General features: G+C 74.3%; 15 protein-coding genes. 7 read left to right on the top strand and 8 right to left on the bottom strand.

Features of this window, described 5'->3' with window-relative positions; genetic code table 11:
- Positions 1 to 36 precede the first annotated feature (36 nt).
- The 5 genes from ACZ4MF_RS21670 to ACZ4MF_RS21650 form a co-directional block, all read right to left on the bottom strand.
- The gene (locus tag ACZ4MF_RS21670; protein ID WP_467493573.1) at positions 37 to 2,121 is read right to left on the bottom strand and encodes a dipeptide ABC transporter ATP-binding protein; all 2,085 of its coding nucleotides are present in this window, start codon (positions 2,119 to 2,121) and stop codon (positions 37 to 39) included.
- The gene (locus ACZ4MF_RS21665; protein ID WP_467493572.1) at positions 2,118 to 3,071 is read right to left on the bottom strand and encodes an ABC transporter permease; all 954 of its coding nucleotides are present in this window, start codon (positions 3,069 to 3,071) and stop codon (positions 2,118 to 2,120) included. The genes ACZ4MF_RS21670 and ACZ4MF_RS21665 overlap by 4 nt, the downstream gene beginning before the upstream one ends.
- 1 nt (position 3,072) lies before the next feature.
- Entirely contained in the window at positions 3,073 to 4,056 is a 984-nt protein-coding gene (locus ACZ4MF_RS21660; protein WP_467493571.1) for an ABC transporter permease, read from the bottom strand.
- Positions 4,057 to 4,218: 162 nt separating this feature from the next.
- Positions 4,219 to 4,653 carry an OsmC family protein gene (locus tag ACZ4MF_RS21655; protein ID WP_467493570.1) on the bottom strand — a complete coding sequence of 145 codons (435 nt, stop codon included), beginning with the start codon at positions 4,651 to 4,653 and terminating at the stop codon, positions 4,219 to 4,221.
- A gap of 42 nt (positions 4,654 to 4,695) precedes the next feature.
- Positions 4,696 to 6,090, bottom strand: a complete 1,395-nt coding sequence (locus tag ACZ4MF_RS21650; RefSeq protein ID WP_467493569.1) for an FAD-binding oxidoreductase — start codon at positions 6,088 to 6,090, stop codon at positions 4,696 to 4,698.
- Between the two features lie 311 nt (positions 6,091 to 6,401).
- Here ACZ4MF_RS21650 and ACZ4MF_RS21645 point away from each other — a divergent pair, with 311 nt between their 5' ends.
- Both ACZ4MF_RS21645 and ACZ4MF_RS21640 read left to right on the top strand, forming a co-directional pair.
- Positions 6,402 to 6,749 carry a tetratricopeptide repeat protein gene (locus ACZ4MF_RS21645; protein ID WP_356033037.1) on the top strand — a complete coding sequence of 116 codons (348 nt, stop codon included), beginning with the start codon at positions 6,402 to 6,404 and terminating at the stop codon, positions 6,747 to 6,749.
- 93 nt (positions 6,750 to 6,842) lie between these two features.
- On the top strand, positions 6,843 to 7,487 hold the full coding sequence (locus ACZ4MF_RS21640) for a peptide deformylase (RefSeq protein ID WP_467493568.1): 645 nt from the start codon (positions 6,843 to 6,845) through the stop codon (positions 7,485 to 7,487).
- A 40-nt stretch (positions 7,488 to 7,527) separates the two neighbouring features.
- Here the strand turns inward: ACZ4MF_RS21640 and ACZ4MF_RS21635 are convergent, their stop codons facing one another.
- Positions 7,528 to 8,958 (bottom strand): dihydrolipoyl dehydrogenase family protein, encoded by a 1,431-nt coding sequence (locus tag ACZ4MF_RS21635; protein ID WP_467493567.1) that lies wholly within the window; start codon positions 8,956 to 8,958, stop codon positions 7,528 to 7,530.
- A gap of 166 nt (positions 8,959 to 9,124) precedes the next feature.
- Here ACZ4MF_RS21635 and trxA point away from each other — a divergent pair, with 166 nt between their 5' ends.
- Positions 9,125 to 9,499: a thioredoxin gene (gene trxA / locus ACZ4MF_RS21630; RefSeq protein WP_467493566.1), complete on the top strand. Its 375-nt coding sequence runs from the start codon at positions 9,125 to 9,127 to the stop codon at positions 9,497 to 9,499.
- 49 nt (positions 9,500 to 9,548) lie between these two features.
- Here trxA and ACZ4MF_RS21625 read toward each other — a convergent pair whose 3' ends face one another.
- Positions 9,549 to 10,562 carry a LacI family DNA-binding transcriptional regulator gene (locus ACZ4MF_RS21625; protein ID WP_467493742.1) on the bottom strand — a complete coding sequence of 338 codons (1,014 nt, stop codon included), beginning with the start codon at positions 10,560 to 10,562 and terminating at the stop codon, positions 9,549 to 9,551.
- 147 nt (positions 10,563 to 10,709) lie between these two features.
- Between ACZ4MF_RS21625 and ACZ4MF_RS21620 the strand changes: the two genes are divergently transcribed.
- Both ACZ4MF_RS21620 and ACZ4MF_RS21615 read left to right on the top strand, forming a co-directional pair.
- Positions 10,710 to 11,396: a TetR/AcrR family transcriptional regulator gene (locus tag ACZ4MF_RS21620; protein ID WP_467493565.1), complete on the top strand. Its 687-nt coding sequence runs from the start codon at positions 10,710 to 10,712 to the stop codon at positions 11,394 to 11,396.
- Between the two features lie 24 nt (positions 11,397 to 11,420).
- A complete protein-coding gene (locus tag ACZ4MF_RS21615) occupies positions 11,421 to 12,587 on the top strand; it encodes an FAD-dependent oxidoreductase (protein WP_467493564.1) in 1,167 nt (388 codons plus the stop codon).
- A gap of 7 nt (positions 12,588 to 12,594) precedes the next feature.
- Here ACZ4MF_RS21615 and ACZ4MF_RS21610 read toward each other — a convergent pair whose 3' ends face one another.
- Positions 12,595 to 13,278: a TetR/AcrR family transcriptional regulator gene (locus tag ACZ4MF_RS21610; protein ID WP_467493563.1), complete on the bottom strand. Its 684-nt coding sequence runs from the start codon at positions 13,276 to 13,278 to the stop codon at positions 12,595 to 12,597.
- Between the two features lie 99 nt (positions 13,279 to 13,377).
- Between ACZ4MF_RS21610 and ACZ4MF_RS21605 the strand changes: the two genes are divergently transcribed.
- A complete protein-coding gene (locus ACZ4MF_RS21605) occupies positions 13,378 to 13,941 on the top strand; it encodes an NAD(P)H-dependent oxidoreductase (RefSeq protein WP_467493562.1) in 564 nt (187 codons plus the stop codon).
- 217 nt (positions 13,942 to 14,158) lie between these two features.
- Positions 14,159 to 15,580 (top strand): amidase, encoded by a 1,422-nt coding sequence (locus ACZ4MF_RS21600; RefSeq protein WP_467493561.1) that lies wholly within the window; start codon positions 14,159 to 14,161, stop codon positions 15,578 to 15,580.
- Positions 15,581 to 15,609 lie beyond the last annotated feature (29 nt).

Genomic DNA, 15,609 nt, shown 5'->3' with positions numbered 1-15,609 from the left:
GTGCGGAGGGTGGACGCGGTGCCGGAGACGGGCGGGTCAGACCGCGTGGCAGGCGTACTGGTGGCCGGGGCGGCCGGGCACGGGGGCGGGCGCGGGGCGCTCGGTACGGCAGAGGTGCCGTACGGTGTCGTCGGCGCGGCGGTACAGCGGACAGCGGTCCACGAAGACGCAGCCGGCGGGCAGTCGGGCGGCGCCGGGCTGCTCGCCCTCCAGGACGATGCGTTCGCGGGCGCGCTCCCGCGCCGGGTCGGGCACCGGGACCGCGGACAGCAGCGCCCGGGTGTAAGGGTGTCGGGGGTCGGCGAAGACGGCCTCGGTCTCGCCGGTCTCGACGATGTGGCCGAGGTACATCACCGCGACGCGGTCGCAGACGTACCGGATCACGGCCAGGTCGTGCGCGACCACGAGGTAGGCGAGGCCGAGTTGGGCCTTGAGGCGTGCCAGCAGGTTGATCACCCCGGCCTGCACGGAGACGTCGAGGGCGGACAGCGGCTCGTCCAGGGCGAGCAGCTTCGGCTCCGTCGCCAGGGCGCGGGCGATGCCGACGCGTTGGCGCTGGCCCCCGGAGAGCGCGGCCGGGAACCGCGCGCCCGCCGTGTCGTCCAGGCCGACCAGGGCCAGCAGTTCGCGCACCCGGGTGCGGATCGAGGCGCGGTCCCGGCCGGCGGCCCGCAGGGGTTCGGCGAGGAGCTGGAAGACCGGCATGCGCGGGTCCAGGGCGCCGAGCGGGTCCTGCATGACGATCTGGACGTCCTGCCGCAGCGCGCGGGCGCGCGCACCGGGGGCGAGCGTGGCGACGTCGGTGCCGGCGATCTCGATCCGGCCGCCCTCGGGCCGCCGCATCCGCAGGATCTCCATGAGCGTCGTCGTCTTGCCGCTGCCGGACTCGCCCACGAGGCCCAGGGTTTCGCCGGCGCGCAGCTCGAAGCCGACGCGGTTGACGGCGTGCAGCGTGCCGATCCGGCGTTTGAGGAGGGCGCCCCTGGTGACCGGGAAGGTCTTCACGAGGTCCTCGACGCGCAGCACCACCTCACCGGCCCCGGCACGGACCGCGGGCACCCGGTCGTCGGCCGGTGCGGCACCGCCCGCCGGGTCGAGGGTGCCGTCGGCGATCTCCTCGGCCCGCAGGCAGGCCGCCTGCCCGTGCCCGCCGACGTGACGCAGCGCGGGTTCGTCGGCGCGGCAGGCGTCGAGGGCGACGGCGCAGCGGCTCGCGAAGGGGCAGCCGGCCTCCAGGCCGACCAGGGCGGGCGGTTCCCCGCCGATGGGGACGAGAGGCCGGCGCTCGCCGCCGTCCACGGTCGGTACGGCGGCGAGCAGCCGCGCGGTGTACGGCATCGTCGGCCGGCGGAACAGCTCCTCGACGCCCGCGTGTTCCACGAACCGGCCCGCGTACATGACGGCGACGTCGTCCGCGTGGCCCGCGACGACCCCGAGGTCGTGGGTGATGAGGACGAGTCCGGCGCCGGTCTCGCGCTGCGCCCGGCGCAGGACGTCGAGGATCTGCGCCTGGACGGTGACGTCGAGCGCGGTGGTGGGCTCGTCGGCGACGAGGACGGAGGGCCGGTTGGCGATGGCCAGGGCGATGACCACGCGCTGGCGCATGCCGCCGGAGAACTCGTGCGGGAAGGCGGCGGCGCGGCCGCGCGGGTCCGGGATGCCGACGAGGTCGAGGAGTTCGACGGCCTGTTCCCAGGCGGCGCGCCGGGTCAGGTCCTGGTGGACCCGCAGGGCGTCGGAGAGCTGTCGGCCCACGGAGAAGATCGGGGTGAGCGCGGAGAGGGGGTCCTGGAAGACCATGCCGATGGATCTGCCGCGGACGCGGGACAGCTCCCGGTCGTCCAGGCCGATCAGGTCGCGGCCCTCCAGCAGCACATGGCCGCCGACGTCGGCGGAGGGCGGCAGCAGGCCCATGATGCCCGTCGCGGTGGCCGACTTGCCGGAGCCGGACTCGCCCACGATGCACAGGGTGCGGCCGGGCAGCAGGTCGAAGCCGATGCCGCGTACCGCCTCGACGGGGCCGGCCTCGGAGGGGAAGGAGATCCGCAGGTCCCGCACGGAGAGCACGGGGGCGGGCGCGCCGGCGGCCGCGGGGCTGGGCGCGGGGGTCGCGAGGGTCATCGTCGGCCTCCCGCCGAGCCGGTCACGGACGTGGGGTCGAGGGCGTCGCGCAGTCCGTCGCCGATGAGCGTCATCGACACGGTGAGCAGGACGACGAGTCCCGCGGGGAAGGCGAACAGCCAGGGGGCGCTGGTGACGGTGCCCGCCCCGTCCGCGAGCATCGTGCCGAGGGAGACGTCCGGGGTCTGCACGCCGAACCCGAGGAACGACAGGGCGGTTTCGCTGAGCACGGTCGTGACGACGCCCAGGGTGAGGTTGACGATCAGCAGGGAGCCCAGGTTGGGGATGATGTGGCGCAGGACGATGCGCAGCGGGCCGACGCCCATGAACCGCGCCGCCGTCACGTAGTCCCGTTCGCGCAGCGAGGTCGAGACGGACCAGATCACCCGCGCGGTCGGCATCCAGCCGAACACGGTGAGGACGACGATCAGGACACGCCAGTCGCCCGCGAGCCGGTGCGAGACCAGGGCGAGGATGAGGAACGACGGGACGATCAGCAGGAAGTGGACGAGGGCGAGGGTCGCCCGCTCGACGCGGCCGCCGGCGTAGGCGGCGCCGGCGCCGACGAGCGCGGCGACGACGATCGTCAGCACGGACACGCTCGCCGCGATCATCAGGGAGCGCTGGAGCCCGTGCACGGCGCAGGCGTAGATGTCGTTGCCGCCCTGGTTGGTGCCGAACCAGTGCGCGGCGCTCGGCGGACGGGTGAGCGCGGTGAAGTCGGCGTCGGTGTAGGCGTAGGAGGTGATCCGGTCGCCGACGGTGCTGAACAGCACCAGCAGCAGGAGGATCACCACGCCGGCGACGGCGGGGCGGTTGCGGGTGAAGCGGCGCAGATAGAGCCGGCCGAGGCCGAGCTCGGTCCGCTGCGGCGCGGAGTGGGCCGCCGTACCGGACGGGGCGTCGGACGTCGTGCGCGCCGGGGCGTTCGGGGTCGCGTCGGTGGCCACGTCAGCTCACTCTCACTCTCGGGTCGAGGAAGACCGTGGCGATGTCCGCGAGGATCGCGCCGATCGCGGTGAGGGCCGCGGCGAAGGCGGCCGTCGCGACCGCGCCGTGCACGTCGTTCTTGGCGATGGTCTGGACGAAGTAGCGGCCCATGCCGTTCCAGCCGAAGACCGTCTCGGTGATGACGGCACCGGTGAAGATCGCGGGGACGCCGAACGCCACGGAGGCCGCCGTCGGGATGAGCGCGGCCCGCAGCGCGTGCCGGCGGATCGCCTGGCCGCGGGTGAGCCCGGTGGCCCGGGCGGTGCGCACGAAGTCGGCGTCGATCGTGTCGAGGAGCAGCGAACGCTGGGTCAGGTGATACCCGACGTACCCCATCAGGGTCAGGGTCAGGGTCGGCAGGATCAGGTGCAGCAGGCGGTCGCCGATGACCGGGAGTGTTCCGGTGACGTCGGGTGAGTTCTCCCCGGCGACGTAGAGGAAGTGAAGTCCGGCGTGCTGGTTGAGCCAGATGGCGGCGAAGACCACCGCGAGCGCGGCCACGGACGTCGGGACGTTGAGCACCGCGATGGACACCGCCTGCGAGATCCTGTCGGCGAAGCCGTACTGCCGGGCCGCGGTGTACACCCCGAGCGCGACGCCGACGACGACGGACAGGACCGTCGCGACGAGGACCAACTCCGCGCTGACCAGCGCCCGGTAGCCGACCTCGCCGTTGACGGAGACGCCGGTGGGTGACTTCCCCCAGTCGAAGTGGAGGACCACCGAGGTGAGCCAGTCCCACCAGCGGTGCACCAGCGGGACCCGCGGGTCGAGGTCGTACGGCGCGAGGGCCCGGTCGATCTGGGCCTCGCTGCGGACGGGCCGCAGGTCCTTGAAGTTGGACCGGGGGTCCAGGAACCAACTGGCCAGGAAGTACGTGGCGTTGGTCGCGACCACGATCATCAGCAGCCAGCCGGCCGCTTTGCGCAGCACGGAGCGGACCATCCGCAGCACCTCCCCAGGGCGTGATCATCACTTTGGTTCGTACCTTGCGGAGAAGGCCAGGCTTGGGCCGGTCCCGCCATGAGGCCGACACACTGCCGCAGCAAACGGTCCGGAATACCCGGCAACTCGGAGTATGTCGGCACGCCTCGGTGTTACACGGAGTCAGGCGTCCGCGACGGTCGCCGTCACGGGTGTTCCCGTCTCCACCGTGCGGCTGACCGTGCAGAGCCGGTCGTGGGAGGTCTTGACGGCCCGGGGCAGGATGGCCCGGGCCCGCTCGGCGCCCTCGCCGTCGGGGAACGTGACGTGGAAGGTCACGGTGAGGTCGGTGAGGCGGTTGCCGAGGTCGTCGTCGACCTTGGTGCCCTGCACGGCGACGGTGAAGGACGTGGGCTCCGCGTGCCGGGTGGTCGCGACGTCCACGTCGACCGCCGTGCAGCCGCCGAGCGCCGCGAGGAGCAGCTCGACCGGGGTGAACTCGGTGTCCCCGGCGGCCCCGGTGCCGAAGGGGACGGAGCCGCCGCGGGCGTTGGTGGCCACGAAGCGGCCGGTGCTGGTGCGCTCGACGGTCACGGAGCGCAGGGAGTCGTCGGTCATGCGGGCGACCCTAGCGCCGCGGGCAGCACGCCGCGGGCCGCCTCACCGGCCGATGACCTTGCCGGGGTTGAGCAGGCCGCGGGGGTCGAGGGCGTCCTTGACGGCCTGATTGAGTGCCATCACCTGCGGGCCCAGCTCGGCGCGCAGCCCTTCCCGCTTGAGCAGGCCGACCCCGTGCTCGCCGGTGACCGTGCCGCCCAGCGCCAGCGCCTCGGAGATGATCTCGTCGAAGGCGGCCTGCGCCCGCTCCCGCGCCGCGTCGTCGCCCGGCCGGGTGATGAGCAGCGGATGCAGGTTGCCGTCCCCGGTGTGCGCGATGTTGGCGATGAGCGTGTCGCGGCGCGCGGCGATGGCGTGGATGCGGCCGAGCATCTCGGGGACGGCGGACCTGGGGACGCAGACGTCCTCGGTGAGCACCGGGCCGAGCCGTTCCACGGCCGGGTAGGCGAGCCGGCGGGCCTCGAACAGGGCGTCCGCCTCCTGCGGGTCGGTGGAGCGCTCGGCCCAGGTGGCGCCCGCGTCCTCGAAGCAGCGCAGCATGGTGTCGGCCTCCTCGTCGCCCGCCTTGCCGGGCGCGTCGGTGCGGCCGAGCAGGACCACGTCGGCGTCGGCGGACAGTCCCATCCGCTGCCACGCGTCGACGGCCTGGAGGCAGTACCGGTCGATGAGTTCGAGGGCCGAGGGGACGACCCCGGCGGCGGCCACCGCGGCGACCGCGCGGCCCGCGTCCACGGGGGACGAGAAGTACGCGGCGACCGTGTGCTCCGGCGGGCGGCTGGGCCGTAGCCGGAGCGTCACCTCGGTGATCACGCCGAGGGTGCCCTCGGAGCCGACCATCAGGCCGGTGAGGTCGTAGCCCGCGACGCCCTTGGCCGTACGGCGGCCGACGCGGACGAGTTCCCCGGTGCCGGTGACGAACTCCAGGCCCAGCACGTAGTCGCGGGTGACGCCGTACTTCACACAGCACAGCCCGCCCGCGTTCGTGGCCACGTTGCCGCCGATGGTGGACCAGCGGGCGCTGGCCGGGTCCGGCGGGTACCAGAGGTCGTGCGCGGCGCAGGCGGTGCGCAGATCCTCGTTGACGACGCCGGGTTCGACGACCGCGAGCCGCTCCAGCGGGTCGATGCGCCTGATGGCGGTCATGGCCTCGGTGGACAGCACCACCGCCCCGTCGACGGCGTTCGCGCCGCCGGACAGACCGGTGCCGGCCCCGCGGGCGACCACCGGGGCCGCGTGGTCGAGGCAGGCGCGGACGGCCGTCCGCACCTCCTCTGCGGTCCGCGGCCGTACGACCGCCGCGGGCTGTCCGTGGGGCGCCCACGCGGCCTCGTCGTGCGCGTACCCCGCGAGCACGGCGGGGTCGGTGACGACGCGCCCCTCGGGCAGGTCACGGCGGAGCCGTTCGATCAGGGCGGGATCCGGGAGTTCCTGGGGCATGGCAGCACCGTAACCGGGAAGTGCGGCGCGCTCACGGGTGCCGGCGTGAACGGCGGTGGCCCCGCTGGGGCTCACGCACGCCCCGTACGCACTGGTGGCCTCCAGGCCGGCCCGCGGCCTGGGGTCGGCCGGCCTGCTGGAGCGCACCCCCTGTCGACTCCCGCGTCATCGGCCTCGCCCACTGCGCCGCGCGCGCCGTCCTGGAGCGCGTCCTCGCCCCGCACGGTGCCCCGAGACACGGAACAGCTAGTGGAATATTGAACGAACGCGTCCTGTTGGGGCCGTCGAAGGAGGTCACAGTGGAGACGCGAGTGGAGACCACGTACTACGACCACGGAACGCCCGCCGAGCGCTGGGAGCGTGCGCGGCAGTTCTTCGACGCCAGGGACTACGCGGGCGCGGCACGGGTGCTGACCGGGCTGGTCGAGGAGGTGCCGGAGCAGACGGGACCCCGGCTGCTGCTGGCCCGCGCCTACTACCACTCGGCCCAACTGCGCCGCGCCGAAGCCGAGTTGCTGACCATCGTCGAGCGTGACCCGGTGGAGCACTACGCCCGGCTTCTGCTGGGGCGCACGCTCCAGCGGCAGGCCCGGCACGAGGAGGCGGAGCGGCACCTGCGGATCGCCTCGGCGCTCGCGGGCGACCTCCCGCGGGAGTGAACGCGGGCCGAGGGCCCGGTTCCGTACGGGGACCGGGCCCTCGGCGCGTGTACCGGGGCCGCCGCCGGCACGGTGGCATGGCATCCTGACGCGATGGCACCCTCCCCTGATCACGCGCCGCCCGCCGAGCGGGTCGAGGAACTCCTCGCCGCCGGCGGTCCCTTGCCCATCGTCGCCGCCGGACAGCCCGTGCTGCGGCGCGCCGCCGTGCCGTACGACGGTCAGCTCGGCCCCGCCCTGCTGGCCCGCTTCGTCGAGGCCCTGCGCCTGACCATGCACGCCGCTCCCGGTGTGGGTCTCGCCGCGCCGCAGGTCGGCGTGCCACTGCGGATCGCGGTCGTCGAGGACCCCGCCCCGGTGCCCGAGGAGGTGGCCGTGGTCCGGGGCCGCGTCCCGCAGCCGTTCCGGGTTCTGGTCAACCCGGTGTACGAGCCCGTCGGCGATGCGCGTGCCGCGTTCTTCGAGGGCTGCCTGAGCGTGCCGGGCTGGCAGGCGGTGGTGGCCCGGCACGCCGCGGTACGGCTGCGCGGCCAGGACGAGCAGGGCCGCGCCCTGGACGAGGAGTTCGCCGGCTGGCCGGCGCGCATCGTCCAGCACGAGACGGACCACCTCGACGGCACCCTCTACCTGGACCGCGCCGAACTGCGCTCCCTGTCCACGAACGAGGCCGCCGCGGCCCTGTGGGCCCAGCCGGCACCGCGGGCGGCAGCCGAGGCCCTCGGCTTCGACCTACCGTAGACCCCGACGCCGCGTCAGCCGAACTCCGCCCGCCGGGCGGTCAGTTGTCGCGGTACGCCTCCAGCAGCCGCAGCCACACCTCGCTCAGGGTCGGGTACGACGGGACCGCGTGCCACAGCCGGCTGACCGGGACGTGTCCGGCGACGGCGACCGTGGCGGAGTGGATGAGTTCACCGACGCCGGGACCGACGAACGTGACGCCGCGCAGGATCTCGTCCTCCAGGTCGACGACCATACGGGCGCGGCCCTTGTAGCCGTCGCCGTACAGACCCGCTCCGGCGACCGAGGAGAACTCGACGTCGACGGCGCGGACACGGTGGCCGGCCGCTTCCGCCTCGGCGAGGGAGAGGCCGACCGCGGCCGCCTCGGGGTCGGTGAAGACGACCTGGGGGACGGCGTGATGGTCCGCGGTGGCGGCGTGCGCGCCCCAGGGTTCCTCCGGGAGGGGATGGCCGGCGGCGCGGGCCGCGATGGCGGCGCCGGCGATGCGGGCCTGGTACTTGCCCTGGTGGGTGAGGAGAGCACGGTGGTTGACGTCGCCGACGGCGTACAGCCAGTCGGTGCCGGTGACGCGCAGGCTGTCGTCCACGTCCAGCCACTGGCCGGGGGCAAGGCCGACGGTGTCGAGGCCGATGTCGTCGGTGTGCGGGACCCGGCCGGTGGCGAAGAGGATCTCGTCGGCCGCCAGCCGGTCGCCCGCGTCGGTGACCACCACGACCGTGCCGTTCTCCCGGGTCACCGACGCCACGGACGTGCCGGTGCGGACGTCGGCACCCGCGTCGGTGAGCGCCTCGGCGACCAGTTCCCCGGCGAAGGGCTCCATGCGGTTCAGCAGGCCCTTGCCCCGGACGAGGAGGGTGACCCGGGAGCCGAGGGCCTGCCAGGCGGTGGCCATCTCGGTGGCGACCACACCGCCGCCGACGACGATCAGCCGGCCGGGCGCCGCCTCCGCGCTGGTCGCCTCCCGGCTGGTCCAGGGCTTGACCTCGGCGAGTCCGGGCAGGTCGGGCAGTTGGGCGCGGGTGCCGGTGGAGACGGCGACGGCGTGCCGGGCGGTGAGGGTGGTGACCGCGCCCGACGGCGCGGTCACGGTGACCGTCCGGGGACCCGCGAGCCGGCCGTGGCCTCGGTACAGGTCGGCGCCGATGCCCTCGACCCAGGCGACCTGGCCGTCGTCCTTCCAGTGGGACGTGTAGTCGTCGCGGCGGGCGAGGACCGCGGGGGTGTCGAGCGGGCCCTGGACCGCCCGGTCGAGGCCGGGCAGGCGGCGCGCGTCCGCCTGGGCGATCACGGGCCTGAGCAGGGCCTTGCTGGGCATGCAGGCCCAGTACGAGCACTCACCGCCGACCAGCTCGCCCTCGACGATCGCGGTGGTGAGTCCGGCCGCACGGGTGCGGTCGGCCACGTTCTCCCCCACGGGTCCGGCCCCGAGCACCACGACGTCGTACGCGATGGATTCCGTTTCCGTCATGGGGTCAGTCTGGCGGGTGGTGTGCGCGGCGGCCACATGGGTACGCGCGCGGACACACAGGTGTGCGCCTGCGGACACGCAGGCGTGCACCTGTGGAATAGGCGGCCTGACAGCCGTGTTTGCGCCGACGGCACAACCCCCACACCGGGAAGTAGGGATTCACACCATGAGCAGCACCGTGGAGCTGACCAAGGACAACTTCGACCAGACGGTCACCGAGAACGAGTTCGTTCTCATCGACTTCTGGGCGTCCTGGTGCGGGCCGTGCCGGCAGTTCGCGCCGGTCTACGAGAAGGCCGCCGAGGCCAACCCCGACCTGGTCTTCGGCAAGGTGGACACCGAGGCACAGCCGGAGCTGGCGCAGGCCTTCAGCATCCAGTCGATCCCGACGCTGATGATCGTCCGGGACAAGATCGCCGTGTTCGCCCAGCCGGGCGCCCTGCCCGAGGCCGCCCTGACGGACGTCATCGGCCAGGCGCGGAAGCTGGACATGGACGAGGTCCGCAAGAGCGTGGCCGCCCAGCAGGGCGGCGCGCAGTAGCGCGACGGCGAGCGTACGGGTGCACGGGCCGGGGCCCCGGTCGGGCGGGTCAGGTGGACTCCCGCCGGACGACCGAGGCCCCCAGCACCGTGTGCACCTCCGGCTCGCCGCCGGGGTCGCGCACCGCCCGGTCGACCAGGTCGGCCAGGTCGCGGCCGGACGGCAGGTCGACGTGGACCGTGCTGAGGCGGGGGCGCAGCAACCGGCCGAGCATCAGGTCGTCGGCGCCGATCACGGCCACGTCCTCGGGGACCCGGACCCCTTCGTCCTGCAGGGCGCGCATCAGCAGCATCGCGTACTCGTCGTTGTAGGCGAACACGGCGTCGAGCCCCAGCTCCCGCCACTTGGCGGCGAGTCGGGCGGCGGACGCCTCCGTGTACGCGAGCGGCAGTTCGGTCGCGGCCGCGTCCGTGCCGCGCAGGGCCTCGCGCACACCGGCGAGCCGGGGCCGCGAGTAGAACTCCAGGCCGGGTTCCCGTGGTACCACGACCCCGATCCGGCGCCGGCCGACGGCGTGCAGATGCGCGCCCGCGCAGTGGCCGACCGCGTCGTGGTCCGTCAACAGGGCGTGCGCGCCGTCGACGCGCACGGGGCCGAGCGTGACCACCGCCCGGGCACCGGAGCGCTTGAGGACCTGCACCCCCTGCGGCCCCAGTTCCGCGCCGGGCACCAGGACGGCGACCGGCCGCAACTCGGCCCAGGCGCGGGCGGCTTCGTCGCCGCGTGAGCCGTCCGTGCCGTACTGCACGACGGTGTAGTCCAGACGGCCGAGCGCCTGCTGGAGTTCGTTGAGGAACCCGCTGTAGAGGGGGCCCGCCGGAATCGCGGGGGCGGGCATCAGGACCATACGGCTGTGCCCGGCGCGCAGGCTGCGGGCGGCGGCGTGGGGCACGTACCCCAGTTCCCGGGCGGCCTCGTGGACGCGCCGGCGCGTCGGCTCGCTGATCCGTACGGCACTGGTGTTGTTGAGGACATAGGACACGGTCGCGCGGGAGACTCCGGCCAGGCGGGCGACGTCGGCGCTCGTGGGCGTGTTCGGTATCTGCACCATGACAGACCGCATCTTGGCAGAGGCGCGGGGGCCGGGATCGGGCGGGGCGACGTGATTCATCGTTCGACGAAATCCCGTGCGGTCCGGGATTCCACACCATCGGAGGAACATGTTCGCTACGAACTTGTTCGCGACGAACATGTTCGTTAGGGTGGATCCATGACCGTTCCCGACCCCCCCGGCTCCCCGCACCCCTCCCGCTCCCGCCGCGAGCGCCCCGCCAAGCCCGCCCTCACCCGGGAGGGCATCGTCACCGCCGCCGTCGCGATCCTGCGCGCGGAGGGGCTGCGCAAGGTGACCATGCGGCGCCTCGCACAGGAGCTGGACACCGGTCCGGCCTCGCTGTACGTGTACGTCCGCAACACCGACGAGCTGCACGCGGCCGTCCTGGACGAACTGCTCGGCACCATCGGGCCCGCCCCGGCCGCGGGCGACTGGCGGGAGCGGCTGGAGCAGGTGCTCACCGCGTACACGGCGATGCTCCTGGACCACCCGAGCCTCGCCCGCTCGGCTCTGACCGCACGGCCGAGCGGCCCGCACTATCTGCGGCTCATCGAGACCCTGCTGGAGCTGCTCCACGAGGGCGGGGTGCCGCACGCGCAGGCGGCGTGGGGCGTCGACCTGCTGCTCCAGCACGCCACCGCGACCGCCGCGGAGCACGCCGGGGAGGAGTCCCCGGCCGACTGGCAGGCACTGTCCCGCGCCCTGCGCGCATCACCTGCCGACACCCACCCGCGCATCGCCGAGAGCGCCGGCGCCCTGCTGTCCGGCACCCCCGAGGCCCGCCTGTCGTGGACCTTCCAGACCCTGATCAACGGCATCGAGCGAACGTCGGTGCCCGACTGACGCACCACCTCCCAGGAGCCCACCATGACCAGCTCTTCTTCCCTTCCCTCTTCCTCTCCCCTCCCGCACCACCCCGTCGCCGTCGTCGGTGCGGGGCTCGGGGGACTCGTGCTCGCCCGGGTGCTGCGGGTGCACGGCGTCGAGGCCGCCCTGTTCGACCTGGAGGCCTCGGCAGGCGCACGGACCCAGGGCGGCATGCTCGACATCCACGACGACTCCGGCCAGCAGGCGCTGCGCGCCGCCGGGCTGCACGAGGAGTTCCTGCGGCGGGTCCTTCCCGGCGGCCAGGCCGTGCGGGTGCTCGACCGGTGCGGCACGGTCCGGCTGGCCGAGTCCGACGACGGCACCGGCGGCCGGCCCGAGATCGACCGGGGCGAGCTGCGCGCGCTGCTGCTCGGTTCGCTGCCCGAGGGCACGGTCCGCTGGGGCGCCAAGGTCACCGGGGCGCGCCCGCTGGGCGGCGGCCGGCACGAGGTGACGCTCGCCGACGGCACGGCGTTCACCACGGACCTGCTGGTCGGCGCGGACGGCGCCTGGTCCCGGATCCGCCCGCTGCTCTCCCCCGCCCGGCCCGCGTACACGGGGGTGTCGTTCGTCGAGGCGGATCTGCGGGAGGCCGACCTGCGGCACCCGGCGAGCGCGGCGGTGGTCGGCGGCGGCATGCTGTTCGCGCTCGGCGCGGGCCGGGGGTTCCTCGCGCACCGCGAGAGCGACGGCAGTCTGCACGTCTACACGGCCGTCGAGGCGCCGGAGGAGTGGCTGGACGGCATCGACTTCGGCGACCCGGAGGCGGCGAAGGCGGCCGTGCTGAAGGAGTTCGACGGCTGGGACGAGCGCCTGCGGGCCCTGGTCGCCGACGCGGACGGGCCGTTGGTGCCCCGGCGCATCCACGCGCTGCCGGTCGGGCACCGCTGGGAGCGGGTGCCCGGGGTCACCCTGCTCGGGGACGCGGCGCATCTGATGTCGCCGTTCGCGGGCGAGGGCGCCAACCTGGCGCTGATCGACGGCGCCGAACTGGGCCTCGCGCTGGTCGCGCACCCCGGGAACCGCGAGGCCGCGCTGGCGCGTTACGAGGACCGGATGTTCCGGCGTGCCGAGGTGTCCGCGCGGGAGTCGGCCCAGAACAGCGACCGGCTGCTGCGCGCCGACGCCCCGCAGGGGCTGCTCGACCTGTTCGCCGAGCACTCCTGAGCGAGCGTCAGCAAGGTTGCGGCTCGGTGCGGGTCACCCGGGCGACCAGGTCGGTCCAACCGGCCTCCAGCCGCTCCATGGGCATCCCGCGCTGGCGGTGCTGATGATGGATCAGCGCCGGGTCGAGCGAGGCCAGCAGCGTCTGGGACAACAGGTCGCAGTCGGCGTCCGGCACGATCTGCCGCAACAGCATCGCGATGTGCGTGCGCCGCGCCCCGATCGCCGGATGCGAGAAACGCCGGGTGGGGTCCGGCTGGGCGGCCAGCTGGAGGTCGAGCTGCTCGGCGGAGCGGTACAGCACCGCCACGCCGAACGCGCGCAGCCGGTCCAGGGGTGGCGCCCCGGGGCCCAGTGGCGGGGGCCCGCCCAGGAAGTCGGCCTGGAGCTGCCGGTCCGAGTGGTCGAGCAGGGCCATCAGCAGCCCCGTACGGTCGCCGAAGCGGCGGAACACCGTGCCCTTGCCCACCTGGGCCGCCGCGGCGACGGCCTCCATGGTGACGCCGGCCACGCCGTGCTCGGCGATCAGCCGGGCCGCGGCCTCCAGCAGGCGGGCCCGGTTGCGGGCCGCGTCGGCGCGCAGGCACGGCTCCTCGGGGGAGGGCGCGACCTGAAGCAGCTGGGGAGCGTCGAGGGGCTCCTCGGGCGTCGGGAAGGGCGGCAGGGCGGCGGACATGAAGTCAGCGTAAAGCATCGGGAACAGAACTGGACCGCGGTCCGCTTATGGTGGTACACAATTAAACGGACCCCGGTCCGGATCGTAACAGCGATGTTTCAGCCCCTTGGAGTTCCCATGTCTGTTCGTATCCTCGCGCTCGTCGGCAGCCTCCGCGCCGGTTCGCACAACCGCCAGCTCGCCGAGGCTGCCGTCAAGCTCGCTCCGGAGGGCGCCGAGGTCGTGCTGTACGACGGTCTGGCCGACGTCCCCTTCTACAACGAGGACATCGACGTCGAGGGCGGCGTCCCGGCCGCCGCCGCGAAGCTGCGCGCGGCCGCCCAGTCCGCCGACGCGTTCCTGCTGTTCTCGCCCGAGTACAACGGCACCATCCCCGCCGTGCTGAAGAACGCCATCGACTGGCTGTCCCGCCCCTACGGCGCCGGCGCCTTCGGCGGCAAGCCCGTCGCCGTGATCGGCACCGCCTTCGGCCAGTACGGCGGCGTGTGGGCGCAGGACGACACCCGTAAGGCCGTGGGCATCGCCGGCGGCAAGGTGATCGAGGACATCAAGCTGTCCATCCCGGGCTCCGTGACCCGGTTCGCCGAGACCCACCCGTCGGACGACGCCGAGGTCGCCGCCCAGCTGACCGAGGTCGTCGCCCGTCTGCACGGCAACGTGGGCGAGGCCGCGGCCGCCTGAGGCCACGGTCACCCGCGAGGGGCGTACCCCACAGGGGGCCGGAGTCCGCTCCGGCCCCCTCTCGCACGGCCGGACCGCCGGCGGCCGCCCGCGCCCACTCCGACGGTGGATCACGGGAGGGGCGACCACCTCCCGAGGTGAAATGGCTGTGGAAGTCCGGGACTTGAGGTTACCGTTCGGTAGACGTCGTGCCCGGAGCCTCCCGGAGGTGCTGCCCGTGACTCCCGACCGTGCCACCGGCCTCGTGGAGACGCGCCGTGCGCTCGCCCACGGGGAGGTGACCTCGCGCGCACTGGTGGAGCGGACGCTGGCGCGGATCGAGGCCACGCAGGGGACGCTGAACGCGTTCCGGATCGTGCGGGCCGAGGCCGCGCTCGCCGAAGCCGACGCAGCGGACCGGGAGTTGGCCGCCGGGACGCGGCGCCCGCTGCTCGGAGTGCCGGTGGCGGTGAAGGACGACATGGACGTGACGGGCGAGCCGACCGCGTTCGGCCGCCGCGGCGACTTCCCGCCGGCCGCCGCGGACGCCGAGGCGGTACGGCGGCTGCGCGCGGCCGGTGCGGTGATCGTCGGCAAGACCAACACCTGTGAGCTGGGTCAGTGGCCGTTCACCGAGGGGCCGGCGTTCGGGGACACCCGCAACCCGTGGCACACCGGGCACACCCCTGGCGGTTCCTCCGGAGGCTCGGCCGCCGCCGTCGCCGCCGGACTCGTGCCCGCCGCGCTGGGCTCCGACGGCGCCGGTTCGGTGCGGATCCCGGCCTCGTGGACCCACCTGGTCGGCATCAAACCGCAGCGCGGCCGCATCTCGACCTGGCCGCGCGCCGAGTCCTTCCACGGGATCACGGTCAACGGCACGCTCGCCCGCACGGTCGCCGACGCGGCCCTGCTGCTGGACGCGGCGAGCGGCAACCACCCCCGGGACCCGCACCGGCCGGCCGCCCTCACGGTGGCGGACGCCGTCGGCCGCGACCCCGGCCGGCTGCGCGTCGCGCTGTCCCTGAAGCCGCCGTTCACCGCGCTGCCGGCCCGGCTGCACCCGCGGATCCGCACCCGGATCGTCCAACTCGCGGACCGGCTGGCCGCGTTGGGACACGAGGTCGAGGAGGCCGATCCGCCGTACGGGCAGATCGGGCTGGCCTTCCTGCCGCGCGCCACCGCCGGGATCGCCGAGCTGGTCCGCGAGACCTCCGACCCGGCGCTGCTCGATCCGCGCACCCGGGACGCGGCCCGGCTGGGCCGGCTGCTCGGCGGGGTCCCGCTGCGGGCCGCCCGGCGCGCGGAGCCGGTGCTGCGCCGACGGATCGGCCGGTTCTTCGCCTCGTACGACGTGATCCTCGCGCCGACCACGGCCGCTCCCCCGCCCCTCGTCGGCGCGCTGCACCGGCTGGGCGGGCCGGCCCTGGACCGCGCGATGATCGCCGCCTGCCCGTACGCCTGGCCGTGGAACGTGCTCGGCTGGCCGGGCGTGAACGTGCCCGTCGGCTTCGTGGACGGCGGCCTGCCGGTCGGCGCCCAGCTCCTCGGCCCGGCCGGCAGCGAGCCCCGACTGGTCTCCCTCGCCGCGCAGTTGGAGTCAGAACTGCGCTGGCACGAGCAATGGCCACCGCAGCGGACGGCGAACGCTGCGGCGGCGTGAGGGCAGGGGGCACGCTGCCTGCCGGGGTC

It is taken from the genome of Streptomyces sp. NPDC025793, from assembly GCF_055558375.1.
Note: the sequence above shows the minus strand (reverse complement) of the source record. Positions and strands in the feature narration are given on the sequence as shown.

Bases quoted from the DNA above. Each gene is read 5' to 3' on its own strand.
- ACZ4MF_RS21610 (WP_467493563.1), bottom strand. From the start codon at position 13,278: ATGCTTTACGCTGACTTCATGTCCGCCGCCCTGCCGCCCTTCCCGACG.
- trxA (WP_467493566.1), top strand. From the start codon at position 9,125: ATGAGCAGCACCGTGGAGCTGACCAAGGACAACTTCGACCAGACGGTC.
- ACZ4MF_RS21670 (WP_467493573.1), bottom strand. From the start codon at position 2,121: ATGACCCTCGCGACCCCCGCGCCCAGCCCCGCGGCCGCCGGCGCGCCC.
- ACZ4MF_RS21635 (WP_467493567.1), bottom strand. From the start codon at position 8,958: ATGACGGAAACGGAATCCATCGCGTACGACGTCGTGGTGCTCGGGGCC.
- ACZ4MF_RS21650 (WP_467493569.1), bottom strand. From the start codon at position 6,090: ATGCCCCAGGAACTCCCGGATCCCGCCCTGATCGAACGGCTCCGCCGT.
- ACZ4MF_RS21640 (WP_467493568.1), top strand. From the start codon at position 6,843: ATGGCACCCTCCCCTGATCACGCGCCGCCCGCCGAGCGGGTCGAGGAA.
- ACZ4MF_RS21620 (WP_467493565.1), top strand. From the start codon at position 10,710: ATGACCGTTCCCGACCCCCCCGGCTCCCCGCACCCCTCCCGCTCCCGC.
- ACZ4MF_RS21625 (WP_467493742.1), bottom strand. From the start codon at position 10,562: ATGCGGTCTGTCATGGTGCAGATACCGAACACGCCCACGAGCGCCGAC.
- ACZ4MF_RS21605 (WP_467493562.1), top strand. From the start codon at position 13,378: ATGTCTGTTCGTATCCTCGCGCTCGTCGGCAGCCTCCGCGCCGGTTCG.
- ACZ4MF_RS21660 (WP_467493571.1), bottom strand. From the start codon at position 4,056: ATGGTCCGCTCCGTGCTGCGCAAAGCGGCCGGCTGGCTGCTGATGATC.
- ACZ4MF_RS21655 (WP_467493570.1), bottom strand. From the start codon at position 4,653: ATGACCGACGACTCCCTGCGCTCCGTGACCGTCGAGCGCACCAGCACC.
- ACZ4MF_RS21615 (WP_467493564.1), top strand. From the start codon at position 11,421: ATGACCAGCTCTTCTTCCCTTCCCTCTTCCTCTCCCCTCCCGCACCAC.